At 57.7% G+C, this 14,643-nt stretch carries 15 protein-coding genes and 1 pseudogene; 9 read left to right on the plus strand and 7 right to left on the minus strand.

Annotated features, from left to right (window positions below):
- Window positions 1-423 (plus strand): annotated as a pseudogene (locus F8N21_RS28445) (IS4 family transposase); the annotation flags it as partial.
- Between the two features lie 458 nt (window positions 424-881).
- Window positions 882-1,145, plus strand: a complete 264-nt coding sequence (locus tag F8N21_RS28450; protein WP_150645298.1) for a DUF2790 domain-containing protein — start codon at window positions 882-884, stop codon at window positions 1,143-1,145.
- Between the two features lie 114 nt (window positions 1,146-1,259).
- Here the strand turns inward: F8N21_RS28450 and F8N21_RS28455 are convergent, their stop codons facing one another.
- Both F8N21_RS28455 and F8N21_RS28460 read right to left on the minus strand, forming a co-directional pair.
- Window positions 1,260-1,529: a DUF1652 domain-containing protein gene (locus tag F8N21_RS28455; RefSeq protein WP_150645299.1), complete on the minus strand. Its 270-nt coding sequence runs from the start codon at window positions 1,527-1,529 to the stop codon at window positions 1,260-1,262.
- A 124-nt stretch (window positions 1,530-1,653) separates the two neighbouring features.
- A complete protein-coding gene (locus F8N21_RS28460) occupies window positions 1,654-2,130 on the minus strand; it encodes a hemerythrin domain-containing protein (RefSeq protein ID WP_150645300.1) in 477 nt (158 codons plus the stop codon).
- Between the two features lie 323 nt (window positions 2,131-2,453).
- On the opposite strand from F8N21_RS28460, the gene eco reads away from it, so the two are divergent.
- Entirely contained in the window at window positions 2,454-2,933 is a 480-nt protein-coding gene (gene eco, locus F8N21_RS28465; RefSeq protein WP_150645301.1) for a serine protease inhibitor ecotin, read from the plus strand.
- A 181-nt stretch (window positions 2,934-3,114) separates the two neighbouring features.
- On the opposite strand, the gene F8N21_RS28470 is transcribed toward eco, so the two are convergent.
- Together F8N21_RS28470 and F8N21_RS28475 are read right to left on the minus strand one after the other, a co-directional pair.
- Window positions 3,115-4,263 (minus strand): PQQ-dependent sugar dehydrogenase, encoded by a 1,149-nt coding sequence (locus F8N21_RS28470; protein ID WP_150645302.1) that lies wholly within the window; start codon window positions 4,261-4,263, stop codon window positions 3,115-3,117.
- Between the two features lie 38 nt (window positions 4,264-4,301).
- Complete coding sequence (locus F8N21_RS28475) at window positions 4,302-4,679, minus strand: hypothetical protein (RefSeq protein ID WP_150645303.1); 378 nt, start codon at window positions 4,677-4,679, stop codon at window positions 4,302-4,304.
- A 214-nt stretch (window positions 4,680-4,893) separates the two neighbouring features.
- Here F8N21_RS28475 and F8N21_RS28480 point away from each other — a divergent pair, with 214 nt between their 5' ends.
- Complete coding sequence (locus F8N21_RS28480; protein WP_150645304.1) at window positions 4,894-5,772, plus strand: Ku protein; 879 nt, start codon at window positions 4,894-4,896, stop codon at window positions 5,770-5,772.
- 424 nt (window positions 5,773-6,196) lie between these two features.
- Window positions 6,197-7,762, plus strand: a complete 1,566-nt coding sequence (locus tag F8N21_RS28485; protein WP_150645305.1) for a methyl-accepting chemotaxis protein — start codon at window positions 6,197-6,199, stop codon at window positions 7,760-7,762.
- Here F8N21_RS28485 and F8N21_RS28490 read toward each other — a convergent pair.
- A complete protein-coding gene (locus F8N21_RS28490; protein ID WP_150645306.1) occupies window positions 7,759-8,148 on the minus strand; it encodes a hypothetical protein in 390 nt (129 codons plus the stop codon). The two genes, F8N21_RS28485 and F8N21_RS28490, sit on opposite strands and share 4 nt — an antisense overlap.
- Before the next feature lie 265 nt (window positions 8,149-8,413).
- Here F8N21_RS28490 and F8N21_RS28495 point away from each other — a divergent pair, with 265 nt between their 5' ends.
- The 3 genes from F8N21_RS28495 (at window position 8,414) to F8N21_RS28505 (ending at window position 12,100) form a co-directional block, all read left to right on the plus strand.
- Window positions 8,414-10,003 (plus strand): ABC-F family ATPase, encoded by a 1,590-nt coding sequence (locus F8N21_RS28495; protein ID WP_150645307.1) that lies wholly within the window; start codon window positions 8,414-8,416, stop codon window positions 10,001-10,003.
- A gap of 305 nt (window positions 10,004-10,308) precedes the next feature.
- On the plus strand, window positions 10,309-11,505 hold the full coding sequence (locus F8N21_RS28500) for an MFS transporter (RefSeq protein WP_150645308.1): 1,197 nt from the start codon (window positions 10,309-10,311) through the stop codon (window positions 11,503-11,505).
- Between the two features lie 169 nt (window positions 11,506-11,674).
- Window positions 11,675-12,100, plus strand: coding sequence for a tail fiber domain-containing protein (locus tag F8N21_RS28505; protein WP_150645309.1), 426 nt, complete (start codon window positions 11,675-11,677; stop codon window positions 12,098-12,100).
- 35 nt (window positions 12,101-12,135) lie between these two features.
- On the opposite strand, the gene F8N21_RS28510 is transcribed toward F8N21_RS28505, so the two are convergent.
- Complete coding sequence (locus F8N21_RS28510) at window positions 12,136-13,173, minus strand: alpha/beta hydrolase family protein (protein WP_150645310.1); 1,038 nt, start codon at window positions 13,171-13,173, stop codon at window positions 12,136-12,138.
- Between the two features lie 245 nt (window positions 13,174-13,418).
- The gene (locus tag F8N21_RS28515; protein WP_150641774.1) at window positions 13,419-14,030 is read right to left on the minus strand and encodes an FMN-dependent NADH-azoreductase; all 612 of its coding nucleotides are present in this window, start codon (window positions 14,028-14,030) and stop codon (window positions 13,419-13,421) included.
- Window positions 14,031-14,160: 130 nt separating this feature from the next.
- On the opposite strand from F8N21_RS28515, the gene F8N21_RS28520 reads away from it, so the two are divergent.
- Window positions 14,161-14,643, plus strand: a 483-nt coding sequence (locus F8N21_RS28520; RefSeq protein ID WP_150645311.1) for a LysR family transcriptional regulator, incomplete at its 3' end; no start/stop codon positions are given.

A 14,643-nucleotide genomic window follows, 5' to 3' on the forward strand; every position in this document is an offset into this window, starting at 1 on the left:
TCGGTGCTGGACAGTGAAATCGAAAGCCTTGGTTCACCCCGGGCGGCCTTGCTGGGCTTTGCCTCGGCGATCTTGGCCTACAACGTTTTGGCCGTTCTCAAACGTAGTGTGGAGCAGGCTCATCGCGAAACGCAGGCTGAAGGCTGGGAAGCTTCGACCTTCCATCTGGCGGTGCAAGTGCGCAGTGGCTATGAGGGCATGCAGATCGCGTTGCCCTCGGATTACCTATCACTCCAAACGACCTCAGAGACTCTGGCAGAGCGTCTGTTGGCGCTGGCCAGGAATATCAAACCCAAGCAGGTCGCAAAAAGCATACGCGGTCCCAAAATCGCCAGATCCAAGGAGTGGCTGGAGGGAAAGGCTGCGCATGCTCATGTGTCTACGGATCGGGTGCTTAAGGCCCATAAAGGGAAAAGACCTTGAAAGGGCTGGCCGTAAGGGCGAAACCCTAAGTGGTCGTTACCGCAGAAATGGATATGTACACCGACCAAAAGCCAAGATCAAAAGATCGCAGCCTTCGGCAGCTCCTACGGTGGGATTGGGTACATCCGTGGGTGACAGGCCGGCTGTCAGCCCGCCTTCGCGGGCAAGCCAGTTCCCACATTAGCGGATCGATGTACATCCGCAAGAGACAGGCCGGTTGTCAGGCGCCTTCATCGCGAGCAAGCCATTTCTCCATCACTGCGGTTTCTGATCTGAATCTGCTGCCGCTCGTCAAAACCTGTCCGCAAAAAGTCCCGTGGTGCTTAATCATCGGTTAATTGCGCGGTCCAAAAGTGGACAGGACCGCGTTGGCGCAGAAATTTTCTGACGCTCTGCGCGGAAGGTCCGACGCCGTTATAGCGCCGGATTGACGATTCAGAGCACATCGGAGATTTCTCATGAACAGTCGTATGTTGCTGGCTGCAGGAGTCCTCGCCCTTTCCGGGATTACCGGTGCAGTACAGGCGCAAGACACCACCGTCCAGGCAGTGCCTTATCACTACGGGATGCCGTTACACATTGCCAAGGTTGTTTCCCTGACTGAACCGCAAACGATGGAGTGCAAAGTCATCACGGCGCAGATGGAGTTCATTGATACGTCAGGCAAGCTCCAGGAAATCAGTTACAGCAAGTTGGCGGATGCTTGCAGCTATCAGAACTAATGGCTCAGGATCCTGCCGGGCGTGGGATTCTTGGTGCAGTAGGTGTAGCAATCGCGCCTGGTCCGGATTCATCCAGACCAGGCGCGTGGTTATCGAAGGCACGGAAACAACAGCTCAATGAGTTTTCACCCGGGGTTCGAGATGCTGGCATCCCGGCTTGTGCTCGAGGTCGTAGCGCAATTCCGCGATCAGATCATTGATTTCGCGACATCCATTGAGGCCCTCAGCCTTTATGCCTGTGACTACCATCTCGACACGGTCGGTTTCGTGATCGCCAAAGACTTTCACCGTCATTGATAGATCCGGCGACAAGGTGCATTGGCAACGTTTAGGCAAAAAACTGCTTTCAATGATACTGCGAAGTTCCAAGGCAGAAAGAAACATGGTGACCCTCCTTTACGTGCGACTGCCAATCAGTTGTTGTCAGTACCCTGTGTATTTGAAAGCCCCTTGGCCAAGGAGACTTTCTGTATTGCTCTACCGACCCTGGAGAGCACCACCCCCTAGACTAGGCCGCTTTTCCGATCTCGGTAAGCTCTTTTTTCATTTGGGTTTTCAAGGCCTCCATTTGCGCGCCAAGCTCTTCCAGCGTCGCCTTGCCAAGGAGTTTTTCAGCCTGAGGAAACATTTCGGTTTCCTCTTCTTCGATGTGGTGCTCCAGCAATTCCTTGACCACTTTCACTCTACCGGAAAACTCTGGAGTGCCGGGATCCGTGGCTTTAAGGTCAGGTAGCACCAGCGAGTCGACGGTGCGGTGTTCTTCCTTGGCTTCGTGATACATCACCACCTGCTCCTTGCCGCCGGCCTTCTTGAAGGCCGGGTAGAGGATTTCCTCTTCAAGCCGGGTATGAATGGTTATCTCCATTTCCAGTTTGGCGATCAACTCGGTGCGTTTTTTCACAGCCCGCTCAGTGCTTTCGCTGAGTTGGCCGAGAATGTCCTTTACGCGCACATGGTCCTGTTCAAGCAGGCGGATTGCATTCATTTGGATATCCTCATCAAGGGTTAGCCATCTGGTTTTATTTATAAATGCACTTCAGGTTTTTACTTTCGAATATCTAAAGAGCATTAACCATGCCTAACCGAAACTCAGGCGTTTCTCTCAAAAAATCAACTACTTGGCTCGACTACGAACAATCGGCGCCTTGCAAAATGCAAGGCCCCTCAGCTGGACGTCCTGCAATTTGCCAAGGTTGCGTTAGCCTGGTTTGCTTTGCGCGCTATACACCGTGAGAATGCCCGGCCTACGCAGATGCCTGGAGGCACTCGGATGCGTGTATTCATTCTACAAACGAGCAAGGAGGCGCCATGCGCTCATCCATAACCACCGCAGTCGCCGTGCTGCTGTCCGGCCTGTCCACTTTGGCCACTGCGGCCAGTCTTGAAGACGTCGCCCCCTACCCCAAGGCCGAAACCGGTTTTACCCGCCAAGTCATCCACCTTGCACAGCAACAACAGGAAGAAAATTACAAGGTTGAGGTTCTAGCCGGAAAAACCCTGAACGTTGACTGCAACCGCCAACTCCTGGGCGGGAGCCTGGAAGAAAAAAACCTTGAAGGCTGGGGTTATCCGTTTTACCGACTGGAAAAAGTCAGCGGCCCGATGAGCACGTTGATGGCTTGCCCGGACGGCAAGAGCAGGCAAGACTTTGTTCCGGTAATCGGTGATGGCTTTATGCTGCGTTACAACAGCAAACTGCCGATCGTGGTGTATGTGCCCCTTGGGGTTGAAGTCCGCTACCGAATCTGGTCGGCCTCCAGTACCGTCGACAAAGCCCGCCAGGAATAAGTTGTGGCGAGGGGGCTTGCCCCCGCTGGGGCGCGCAGCGGCCCTAAAACAGGCCACCGTGATTTTTCAGCTAAAACACATCACCGGTTTACGACTGCTTCGCAGCCGAGCGGGGGCAAGCCCCTCGCCACAGCAAGCCCCTCGCCACAGCAAGCTCCCTCGCCACAAAGGGGTTCTGCGTTTACTCGAGCCCCACTTTGTACAACGCGCCATCGTCCTCATCGGTCAGCACATACAGATAACCATCGGGTCCCTGCCGTACGTCGCGGATTCGCGCTTTGAGCTCTCCCAGTAGTCGTTCCTCGTGGACCACCTTGTCGCCGTCGAATTGCAAGCGGATCAGTTCCTGGGATACCAGCGCGCCGATAAACAGGTTGTGCTGCCAGGCCTTGAAGCGATCGCCATCGTAGAACGCCATGCCACTGATGGCCGGGGATTTTTCCCAGACATGGCGAGGCGCCACGGTGCCTTCGACGGTTTTGCCCCTGGCTTCCGGTATCGGCGCGCCCGAGTAATTGATGCCGTGGGTTGCCAATGGCCAGCCATAGTTCTTGCCGCGCTCGATGATGTTGACTTCGTCACCCCCCCTGGGACCGTGTTCGTTGTCCCAGAGCGTGCCAGTCCAGGGATTGAGTGCCGCACCCTGGGGATTGCGATGACCATAGGACCAGATCTCCGGGCGCACGCCTGGCTGGCCGACAAAGGGGTTATCGTCCGGCACCTTGCCATCCGGGTAGATCCTGACGATCTTGCCTTGCAGTTTGTCGATGTCCTGGGCTGTCGGCCGATCGTTATTCTCCCCCAGGGTAATGAACAGGTAACCGTCGCGGTCGAACACCAGCCGCGAACCAAAGTGAAGGCCGGTAGAGAGTTTCGGCTCCTGACGGAAGATCACCTTGAAGTCCAGCAAACGGCTCAAGTCTTCGGACAAGCGCCCGCGACCCACCGCTGTTCCCGCCGTGCCGCCCTCACCACCGCCTTCGGCATAGGAGAGATAAACCATGCGATCCTCGTTGAACGCCGGCGACAGCGCCACGTCCAGCAAACCGCCCTGGCCCTTGGCCCAGACTTTCGGTACCCCACTCAACGGCGCCGAGAGTTTGCCCTGGCTGATAACTCGCAGGTTGCCCGGACGCTCGGTCACCAGCATGCCTTGCTTGTCCGGCAGGAACGCCAGCGCCCAGGGATGTTCCAGACCCTGGGTGATCCGGGTGACGCTAAGGGTCCCCTGCTCGCTCTGCAACTGTTGGCTCTGCGCCGCAAGGACCGGCATTGCGCCCGTCACCAGAGCACTGGCACAGAATGTTGCCAGGAGAGTTTTACGCAACATGCACGATTCCTTCTGTCGTAAAAATGCCGGCATCACCGTCAACGATTGCTGTTGTCTGAATCTCTGACGGGCCTGTCGGGCTCCAGGGTCGGCTTGACCGAGCCCGGCGCAGGAACGTTGCGTGGATAACCATTGCGGATGCCGCCGTTATCCAGGGTCGGTGGACGCGGCACCGGCACGGTGTTCGGTGAGCGCGGCGTCGGGACGCTGGGTTGGGTGCCTTGCATGCTGTTGGGATTGGCCCGGCGGATCGGGCTGTTGTAAGGGTTGTCGCTGCTGCCCGGCAGGTTCTGGGCCAGCACCATGGATCGGGATTCGGTATGCGGGGGCGCCAGGGCTGCAGGCCAGGCCTGAGCCAGGTTGCTCAGCAAGCCACTCAATGCCAGCGCGGTGAAGCCAAGCACAAGCCTGTTCATGGAAACCTCTCTATTGGCATAGGCATTACCTTCGATAACAAGCTACTCGCAGGGTTCGGATTTGTTAATAAAATAAGCCAGCGGAACATGTAACGCGAGGTCTCCAGACCGCTGATCCGCCGGCAATCCTTCGACCGCAACCCGCGGAAACTTTTGCCGCGCGCCGCAGGTCACCTGAACACCAGTCACTGCGGGCACTTCAGAGGACATCTCTATGGCACGGGCAATCTGGAAAGGCGCAATCAGTTTCGGCCTGGTGCATATCCCGGTGGCACTGGTCTCGGCGACCTCCTCGCACGGGGTCGATTTCGATTGGCTCGATTCACGCAGCATGGACCCGGTCGGCTACAAGCGGGTGAATAAGGTCACCGGCAAGGAAGTGACCAAGGAACACATCGTCAAAGGCGTGCAATACGAAAAAGGTCGCTATGTAGTGCTCAGCGAAGAGGAGATCCGCTCGGCGCATCCCCTGTCGACCCAGACCATCGACATCTTTGCCTTTGTCGACAGCGATCGGATCCCCCTGCAGAACATCGACACCCCGTATTACCTGGCACCCGACAAACGTGGCGGCAAAGTGTATGCCCTGCTGCGTGAAACCCTGAGCAAGACCGACAAAGTCGCCCTGGCCCTGGTGGTGCTGCACACCCGTCAGCATCTGGCAGCGTTGATGCCGCTCGAATCAGCCATGGTGCTGGTGATGCTGCGCTGGCCGGCCGAGGTGCGCAGCCTCGACGAACTGGCCCTGGGCAGCGAAGTGACCAAGCCTGACCTGGCCAAGGGCGAGCTGGACATGGCCAGACGCCTGGTGGAAGACATGAGCGCCGACTGGCAACCTGACCAGTACCGCGACAGTTTCGAGGACAAGATCATGCAACTGGTCGACAAGAAGGCCCACGAAGGCAAGATTGAGGACGTCGAAACCGGCACCGCTGAAGAGGAGCGTAAGACTGCCGATGTGATCGACCTGACCGAACTGCTCAAACGCAGCCTGGCGGGTAAAGCCGCTGCTAAAGCCCCGGCTAAATCCAGTGCCAAAGCAGCCGACAAAACCAGCCCGGCGAAAAAAACCACGAAAACCTCGCGCGGCTGAATGCCAGGCGGGGGGTGGGGTCAGGAAGACTTGAGACTGAATGTTCCGGCCTCATCGCGAGCAAGCCCGCTCCCACAGTTTTTGTGACAGGCCACAGTTGTGTGATCGCCCATAAAATCCCTGTGGGAGATTCTATGGTTGATGGCCGGCTGGGTTTGAGTTCACAAAATCTTCACATCGAGAAGCCTAACTTGTTGGCTGCTCCTTCAAGAACTCCTTTTTAAGCCCGCCCGCATGCGGGCTTTTTGTTGCCCCCAGGAAAATCGCCGTCCAACGTTTCCGGGGGTAAATCCAGATTCATTCCGACTGAATCCAATTTACCCCCAAAACAAACTTAACTATTTGATGAATGGGGAGTTTTTTGTCTCATCTTTTGGGCCCGGGAGCCGATGTTCACAGTACTGACACCCCGGAGCAGATGGTAATGAGAAACAATCAACCGATCACTGATCGTGAAGTTGCGCTACATCCTCAACAAAAACTCATTTCCACGACAGATGCTCGAGGCGTCATCACTTACTGCAATGACGCTTTCGTAGAGATCAGTGGATTCGAGAAAAAGGACTTGATCGGCGCACCGCAGAACATTGTCCGCCATCCCGATGTGCCGTCAGCGGTATTCGCGCATATGTGGGCCGCCCTGAAGCAAGGCAGTCCGTGGATGGGCATCGTCAAGAATCGCGCAAAAAGTGGCGACCATTACTGGGTCAATGCCTATGTGACGCCCATTTTCGACGGCAATCATGTAGTCGGCTATGAGTCGGTGCGGGTCAAACCCACTGCAGAGCAGATTCGCCGCGCCGAAGCCTTGTACCTGCGCGTCAATCGGGGCAAGTCGGCCATCCCTTCAGGAGACAAATGGCTGCCGGTGATTCAGGACTGGCTACCCTTCATTCTGGTCAGTCAGCTGAGCGGCCTGGTTTTCCTGTCGACAAATTCCTGGTGGGGCTTCGCGGGTGCTGCGGCCGTATCGGTGCCGTTGGGATTGATGGGCTTGCATTGGCAAAAGAGCGGCACGAAACGTCTGTTGCAGATGGTCGAGCCGTCTACCTCTGACCCATTGATAGCGCAAATGTACAGCGACGGCCGCGGCCCTCACGCGCGTCTGGAAACCTCGATTATCAGCCAGGAAGCTCGCCTGAAAACCTGCCTGACCCGGTTGCAGGACACGGCTGAACAGCTTAATGAGCTGGCGGGTAGATCCGACAGGCTGGCGGCCGACAGTTCCAAGGGTCTGGAGCGTCAACGCATCGAAACCGAACAAGTCTCAGCCGCGGTCAACCAGATGGCTGCGACTACCCAGGAAGTCGCCAGCCACGTACAGCGCACCGCTGACGCCACCCAGGAAGCCAATGTGCTGACCGGACGTGGTCGGGACGTCGCCAGGGACACCCGCGAAGCCATTGCGCGACTGTCCGTGGTGGTCGGGGAAACCGGTCTGACGGTGGCTCAGTTGGCCAAGGACAGTAACGAAATTGGCACCGTCGTCGATGTCATCAAGGGCATTGCCGACCAGACCAACCTGCTGGCACTGAACGCGGCGATCGAAGCGGCTCGAGCCGGTGAAATGGGGCGCGGCTTTGCCGTGGTGGCCGACGAGGTGCGTCAGTTGGCGCAACGCACAACGCAATCCACCACGCAGATCCACGGTCTGATCACCAAACTCCAGCAGTCATCCAACAACGCCGTGCAGATCATGGCCAGCGGTCATCGCCAGGCCGAAGAAGGCGTTGCCTGGGTGCTGGAGGCTGACAAGGCGTTGATAGGGATCAGTGAGGCAGTTGCCAATATCACCGATATGACGACCCAGATCGCCGCAGCCACCGAAGAGCAAACCGCCGTCGCAGAAGAAATCAGCCGCAATATCACCACCATTGCGCACCTGGCCGACCAGACCTCGGAACAAGCCCTGCATTCGGCAGAACTGAGCAAGGAGCTCACTCGAACCGCTACTACCCAGTACTCGTTGGTCGAGCGTTTCAATCGCTAGGCAATATTGACCAGCCGTAGCAAGCGGCGAACATCATCCACTGACCTTAGCTTGATGGTCCATTCGCCATCAATTTTGTCATTGACCTCACCCAGTTGCGCAGAGAGGGTTTTAAGCGAGCAGTGCCCGGCCTTGAAGGCGGGCAGCCGGAAGTGAAACAGCAGCCAATCATGATAGGAGGCGAAGCTGAAGGGACAGGTGCCGTCGGCTACCGAAAAAACGCCAATGGTTCTATTCAGCTCAGCCTCTGGCATGGGGGCACAGTTATGCCCGTTCATCGTGGAAATGGCGCCAACCAGCATGCAAAAGGCCTCCCGCACTTGTGGGCTTTCGATAGCCGAGTAGCATTCAACGTACTTCGCCGCATCCAGAGCGCCAGTGATCATCCGAGTCTCCCAAGGGTTTGTACCCTCTTTCAATCTAGCACCATCCCACTACCCTCCTACATATGCGACAATACGCCCCAAATTCCAACATGAACCCCGCATTTATTGCTCAGCAACCTGGCCACAGCGTCCAGAGCTTGCTGTCGACGCATGCCTGCTGGCTCAAATCAAGCGACGACTGAACCGGACTGGAAAGACTTCAGATGGGTATCAAATCGGTATCAGCAGACATCGGCCAGCTCTAAACCACTGATAGGTAAGGTAATTGATCTCCACAGCTAACATCACGATGCAGTTCGGCGCCAAGCCGTTATTCGAGAACGTTTCGGTCAAATTTGCTGGCGGTAACCGTTATGGCCTGATCGGCGCCAACGGTTGCGGCAAGTCGACTTTCATGAAGATCCTCGGTGGCGACCTGGAATCTTCCGGTGGCCAGGTCATGCTGGAGCCGAACGTGCGCCTGGGTAAATTGCGCCAGGACCAGTTCGCCTACGAAGAATTCACCGTGATCGATACCGTGATCATGGGTCATGAAGAACTGTGGAAGGTCAAGGCCGAGCGCGACCGCATCTACTCGCTGCCGGAAATGACCGAAGAAGACGGCATGGCTGTCGCCGAGCTGGAAACCGAATTCGCCGAAATGGACGGCTACACCGCCGAATCCCGCGCCGGTGAGCTGCTGTTGGGCCTGGGTATCGGCATCGAACAGCACAACGGCCCGATGAGCGAAGTGTCGCCAGGCTGGAAACTGCGGGTGTTGCTGGCCCAGGCATTGTTCTCCGATCCTGAAGTGCTGTTGCTCGACGAACCGACCAACCACCTGGACATCAACACCATCCGCTGGCTGGAAAACATTCTGACCCAGCGCAACAGCCTGATGATCATCATCTCCCACGATAGACACTTCCTGAACAGTGTTTGCACCCACATGGCTGACCTGGACTACGGCGAGCTGCGCCTGTTCCCGGGCAACTATGACGAATACATGACCGTGGCTACCCAGTCCCGCGAGCAGCTGCTCTCGGACAACGCCAAGAAAAAGGCGCAGATCTCCGAACTGCAATCCTTCGTCAGCCGCTTCTCGGCCAACGCCTCGAAAGCCAAACAGGCCACTTCCCGCGCCAAGCAGATCGACAAGATCCAGCTGTCCGAAGTCAAGCCATCGAGCCGGGTCAGCCCGTTCATTCGCTTCGAGCAGACCAAGAAGCTCCATCGCCAGGCGGTCATCGTCGAACGTATGGCCAAAGGCTTTGACGGCAAGCCGCTGTTCAAGGACTTCAGCTTCACCGTCGAAGCCGGCGAGCGCGTGGCGATCATCGGCCCGAACGGTATCGGCAAGACCACCCTGCTGCGCACCCTGGTCAATGAACTGAGCCCGGATGCCGGTACCGTGAAATGGACCGAAGCCGCGGAACTGGGCTATTACGCCCAGGACCACGCCTCGGACTTCGAAGACGAATCCAACCTGTTCGACTGGATGGGTCGCTGGACCAAGGAAGGCGAGCAAGTGGTTCGCGGCACCCTGGGCCGCATGCTGTTCTCCAACGACGAGATCCTCAAGTCGGTCAAGGTCATCTCCGGTGGTGAGCAAGGTCGCATGCTGTTCGGCAAGCTGATCCTGCAAAAGCCGAACGTGCTGATCATGGATGAACCGACCAACCACTTGGACATGGAATCCATCGAAGCACTGAACCTGGCGCTGGAAAACTACGCGGGCACGCTGATCTTCGTCAGCCACGACCGTGAGTTCGTATCGTCGCTCGCAACCCGTATCATCGAGCTGAGCCCGAGCGGTGTGATCGACTTCAGCGGCACCTACGACGACTACCTGCGTAGCCAGGGTGTGGTGTTTTAAGGGCAGCTACAAGCCTTTAGCTGCAAGCGGGCTGGGTAGGAGCTGTGTAGGAGCTGTGTAGGAGCTGTCGAGTGAAACGAGGCTGCGATCTTCCCAGGTCCACCTGAGTCCCAAGCGAAAGATCAAAAGATCGCAGCCTTCGCCAGCTCCTACAGGATTTGCATACCCCAGAAAATCCATGGGTGTATGCAGGTGGTGTAGGAGCCGCCGAAGGCTGCGATGTTTTGATCGTTAGCCTGCTTCCTTTTATTCCACACCCGCGCCATGATGGAGTTCTCCAACCGCCCGCCCGCGAACGAGCCCTCATGTCTGCGCAACAACCACCTGCCCTCAGCTCCACGGCGATCACCCTGCAGATCGTCTCCATCGTGTTCTATACCTTCATCGCCTTTATCTGCATCGGCCTGCCGATTGCCGTGCTGCCCGGCTATGTCCACGAGCAACTGGGTTTCAGCGCCGTAGTGGCCGGGCTGACCATCGGTTCGCAATACCTGGCGACCCTGCTCAGCCGTCCGCTGGCGGGACGTTTGTCGGACAGCCTCGGCACCAAGCGCGCGATCGTTTACGGATTGCTGGGGATTGTCCTGAGTGGTGCGCTGACACTGATTTCGACACTGCTGCAAAACCTGCCACTGCTGAGTCTGTTGATTCTGATCAGCGGTCGCTTGTTGCTGGGCATCGCCCAGGGTTTGATCGGGGTGGGCACCATCAGCTGGTGCATGGGCCAGGTCGGCGTGGAACATACCGCCCGCTCGATCTCCTGGAACGGCATTGCCTCCTATGGCGCGATCGCCATCGGTGCGCCGCTGGGGGTGGTGATGGTCGCCGAGTGGGGATTTTCCAGCCTCGGCATCGTCCTCTCGCTGTTGGCGCTGGTAGCATTGCTGCTGATCCGCAACAAGCCCTCGATCCCGGTGATTCACGGCGAGCGGCTGCCATTCTGGGCAGTGTTCGGGCGCATCGCCCCCTATGGTGCCAGCCTGAGCCTGGCATCGATCGGCTATGGCACCTTGACCACCTTTATTACGCTGTTCTATGTCAGCCGCGGCTGGGCCGGTGCGGCGTACTGCCTGACGGTGTTCGGGCTGTGTTTCATTCTGGCGCGGCTGCTGTTTATCTCCAGTATCAATCGCTTTGGTGGCTTCACGGCGGCGATCGCCTGTATGTGCATCGAAACCGTCGGGCTGGTGTTGCTCTGGCTTGCACCCTCCACAGGCTACGCCTTGATCGGCGCCGGGATGACCGGCTTCGGTTTATCGCTGGTCTACCCCGCCCTCGGCGTCGAAGCGATCAGGCAGGTACCAAGCACCAGTCGCGGTGCGGGCCTTAGTGCTTACGCGGTGTTTTTCGATCTGGCATTGGCGATCGCCGGGCCATTGATGGGCGCCGTGGCGTTGAACCTGGGGTATTCGTGGATTTTCTTTTGCGCGGCATTGTTGTCGGTGACGGGACTAGGGCTGACGCTGTTGCTGTCACGGCAGGCCACACGCACGGTTAGTTGAAGGCTCGCGGGAACGAACAAGTAACAAAAAACAACACAACACCAAACAATGCCTACAGGCAATATCCCGAATCGATTAAAGCAGAGTGCTATCGTTGTTTTAATTATGAACTTCGACAACACTCCATGCACTGCATTTACATTAATCGACAAACAGGGAAGTACATAAAATGCGCATATTACCTTTCGCCCTACTCGCCCCGACTCTGGCGCTTGCCCTTTACTCCACCGCACAGGCGGAAAACACGGTTCAGCAGCAGATCTGCCATAACGGCAAGTGCTGGGACCTTGGCGATATTGGCTCTGAGTGCTGCCCATTCAGTGATGAACGGCTCAAGAATGAAATCCAGCCCATGAAAAATGCGACGGAAAACCTCTTGAAACTACAGGGCGTAACGTTCAACTGGAAACAAAACGGCCATCCCGATATCGGCCTGGTCGCTCAGGAAGTGCAGAAAGTTTATCCACAGTTAGTTCGCACCGACGGCACTCACTTGCAAGTAGATTATCAAAAACTGGTGGCGCCTCTTATCGAATCGGTTCGCGAACTGAATGCCAGAATTCAAACACTTGAAACTGCCTTGGCTAACAAATAACGCGTATAAAAATCCGCCGATCATGAGTTCAGGACTCATTGATCGGCGGCCTGCATCCCCGCCCTGCCTGGTATGCCCAAGGCATGGGAGAAGAACCGGCCGGCTTCAGAGATCATGGTGCGGTGAATGTCTTTGCGGTCGACGCCGTCGGCGTCGGTGCACAAGGCCGGCATCGCCGCAATTTGCTCTTCGGTACAGGGCGCCATGAACACGAAGTGCCCGGCCCCGGCCAGCAACTTGAAATCCGGAGCAGTCGGCAGCTTGCGCGCCAGGGCGGCGGCGTTTTTATCGAAAGCCACCAGTTTGTCGCCGTCACCGCTGTAAAGCAGCACCGGCACATGCACATCAGCCAGGGTATGGCGGCCGAATTTCAGGCTCAACGGCGCCATCAGCAACAACGCACGAACCCGCGGATCGGCCACCGGCTGCAGGTCATTACGATCAGCGATCAACTCACCCTGGGTGTTGCAGGCGTCCCGGTCGTCGGGCCGCTCCTGGCAATACCGGCGCAGGCGATCCAGGTCCGGGGTGGCGCCAGACAGGATCAATGCGGTTTCGCCACCCGCCGAATAACCGATCACCCCAACCTGATCGGCGTTGACAAAGGGTGACAGCATCGGGTCGCCCAGGGTCGCGGTAATGGCTTCGGAAATCTGGATCGGCCGGCCATACAGGTTGCTCAAGGTGCCAAGGCGGCTGTGATCCCTGGAGTTGTCGCCAGGGTGAATCACCGCCACCACCACAAAACCCTTGCGCGCCAGCGAGGTGGCGAGGTCGTGCAGCGCCAGTGGGGTTCCGGTATTGCCATGGGACAGCATCAGCAGCGGAAACCGGCCAATCGCGACTTTGGCGTCTTCGCTGGCTTCGACCTGATAGCCCTCGAGCGTACTGGAACGCTCCTTGCCGGAGGAAGGATAAAAGGCAATGGCACCCATGGGCTGCGAATCCAGCGGATCAAGAAAGCTCAGCTGATGAAAGCCGACACTCCAGTGCGGAGGCAGCCCGTGGGCGGCTTGCACTGAATTCAGGCTACCGAGCAGGCAGATCAGGAACACTGCACAAAGACGCATCATCGGATGCCCCCCTGTGGGAGCGAGCTTGCTCGCGATGGACGTTAACGATAACGCGTGTTTTCTGGATTAACGCGCCGTCCTTGAGGCCATCGCGAGCAAGCTCGCTCCCACAATTAAAAGCCAGCTCGCATAACCCGGGCCAGGTACGCCAGAAACAAAAAACTCCGTACCCTGACCATCCTTCGATGAGCAGAATACAGAGTTTAGTGCTTGTTACTGGCGCTGATTACGCCTTTACACAAGCCTTACGCGGCAGCGAACAACTGTTCGCTGATCTGCGCCCGGGCATCGCTCATGGCTTTGACCCGAACTTCGTCACCATAGGCCAGGCCATGGGCACGGACGAACTCGATGTCGGTGATGCCCATGAAGCCGAGCATGACCTTCAAATACTCTTCGTGGCCGACGCCAGTGGCCTGACCGACATGCAAACCGCCGGAAGTCGAGACCACCACGACTTTCTTGTTACCGCACAGGCCTTCAGGGCCGGCTTCGGTGTAACGGAAGGTCTGGCCGGCGACGGCGATGCGGTCGATCCAGGCTTTCAGTTGAGTCGGGATGGTGAAGTTGTACATCGGCGCGGCGATGACCACGGCGTCCGCGGCCAGGAATTCGGCCAGGGCCTGCGCGCTCAGCTCGGCTTCGTGCTGTTGCGCGGCATCGCGCAGTTCAGCGGTAGTGCCGGCGGCAATCAGGGTGTTGGCGGAAAAATGACTGATGGCATCGCTCGCCAGATCGCGGTACGTCACCACGGCTTGGGGCTCTGCGGCCTGCCAGGCTTCAACGACGCTGCGGCTGAGCTGACGGGAAGCCGAGTTGTCGCCCAGGATGCTCGAATCGATATGCAGAAGTTTCATGTGAGATCTCCAAGTGAGGATCGCCACTGGGCGATCAAAGTGAGGACAATCCTACAGATGAAAGCAATGGCTGATTAGACGGCATAAATGCGATAGTTCGTCTCACTGATAGAACAGTCGAGTATTGACCATGCAAGACCTTAATGATCTCTACTATTTCGCCAAGGTCGTCGAAGCCGGTGGCTTCGCGGCCGCCGGGCGTTTGCTGGGCATTCCGAAGTCGCGCCTGTCGCGACGGGTTGCCGAGCTCGAGGAGCGGCTCAACGCGCGCCTGCTGCAGCGAACCACCCGGCAATTGAAGCTGACCGCGGTCGGTGAACGTTACCTGCGGCACTGCCAGGCGATGTTGCTGGAGGCGGAAATGGCCGACGAAGCAGTCGCCAGCATGTCCAGTGAACCCCGCGGGCGACTGCGGGTGTCTTGCCCGGTGGGTCTGGCCCACGGGTTGCTGGCCTCGGTGATCAGCTCATTTCTGGAGAAATTCCCTCAGGTGCAGCTTGAAGCGCTGCTGCTCAATCGCCGCGTCGACCTGGTAACCGAAGGGGTCGACGTCGCCTTGCGCGTGCGCGAACTCGGTGATGAAGACCCGCTGCTGGTCACCCGGCGCCTGCGC

The organism is Pseudomonas fluorescens (assembly GCF_902497895.1).
GTDB lineage: Bacteria > Pseudomonadota > Gammaproteobacteria > Pseudomonadales > Pseudomonadaceae > Aquipseudomonas > Aquipseudomonas fluorescens_BP.

Coding starts and splice junctions, on each gene's coding strand:
- F8N21_RS28450 (WP_150645298.1), top strand. CDS start 882: ATGAACAGTCGTATGTTGCTGGCTGCAGGAGTCCTCGCCCTTTCCGGG.
- F8N21_RS28455 (WP_150645299.1), bottom strand. CDS start 1,529: ATGTTTCTTTCTGCCTTGGAACTTCGCAGTATCATTGAAAGCAGTTTT.
- F8N21_RS28460 (WP_150645300.1), bottom strand. CDS start 2,130: ATGAATGCAATCCGCCTGCTTGAACAGGACCATGTGCGCGTAAAGGAC.
- eco (WP_150645301.1), top strand. CDS start 2,454: ATGCGCTCATCCATAACCACCGCAGTCGCCGTGCTGCTGTCCGGCCTG.
- F8N21_RS28470 (WP_150645302.1), bottom strand. CDS start 4,263: ATGTTGCGTAAAACTCTCCTGGCAACATTCTGTGCCAGTGCTCTGGTG.
- F8N21_RS28475 (WP_150645303.1), bottom strand. CDS start 4,679: ATGAACAGGCTTGTGCTTGGCTTCACCGCGCTGGCATTGAGTGGCTTG.
- F8N21_RS28480 (WP_150645304.1), top strand. CDS start 4,894: ATGGCACGGGCAATCTGGAAAGGCGCAATCAGTTTCGGCCTGGTGCAT.
- F8N21_RS28485 (WP_150645305.1), top strand. CDS start 6,197: ATGAGAAACAATCAACCGATCACTGATCGTGAAGTTGCGCTACATCCT.
- F8N21_RS28490 (WP_150645306.1), bottom strand. CDS start 8,148: ATGATCACTGGCGCTCTGGATGCGGCGAAGTACGTTGAATGCTACTCG.
- F8N21_RS28500 (WP_150645308.1), top strand. CDS start 10,309: ATGTCTGCGCAACAACCACCTGCCCTCAGCTCCACGGCGATCACCCTG.
- F8N21_RS28505 (WP_150645309.1), top strand. CDS start 11,675: ATGCGCATATTACCTTTCGCCCTACTCGCCCCGACTCTGGCGCTTGCC.
- F8N21_RS28510 (WP_150645310.1), bottom strand. CDS start 13,173: ATGATGCGTCTTTGTGCAGTGTTCCTGATCTGCCTGCTCGGTAGCCTG.
- F8N21_RS28515 (WP_150641774.1), bottom strand. CDS start 14,030: ATGAAACTTCTGCATATCGATTCGAGCATCCTGGGCGACAACTCGGCT.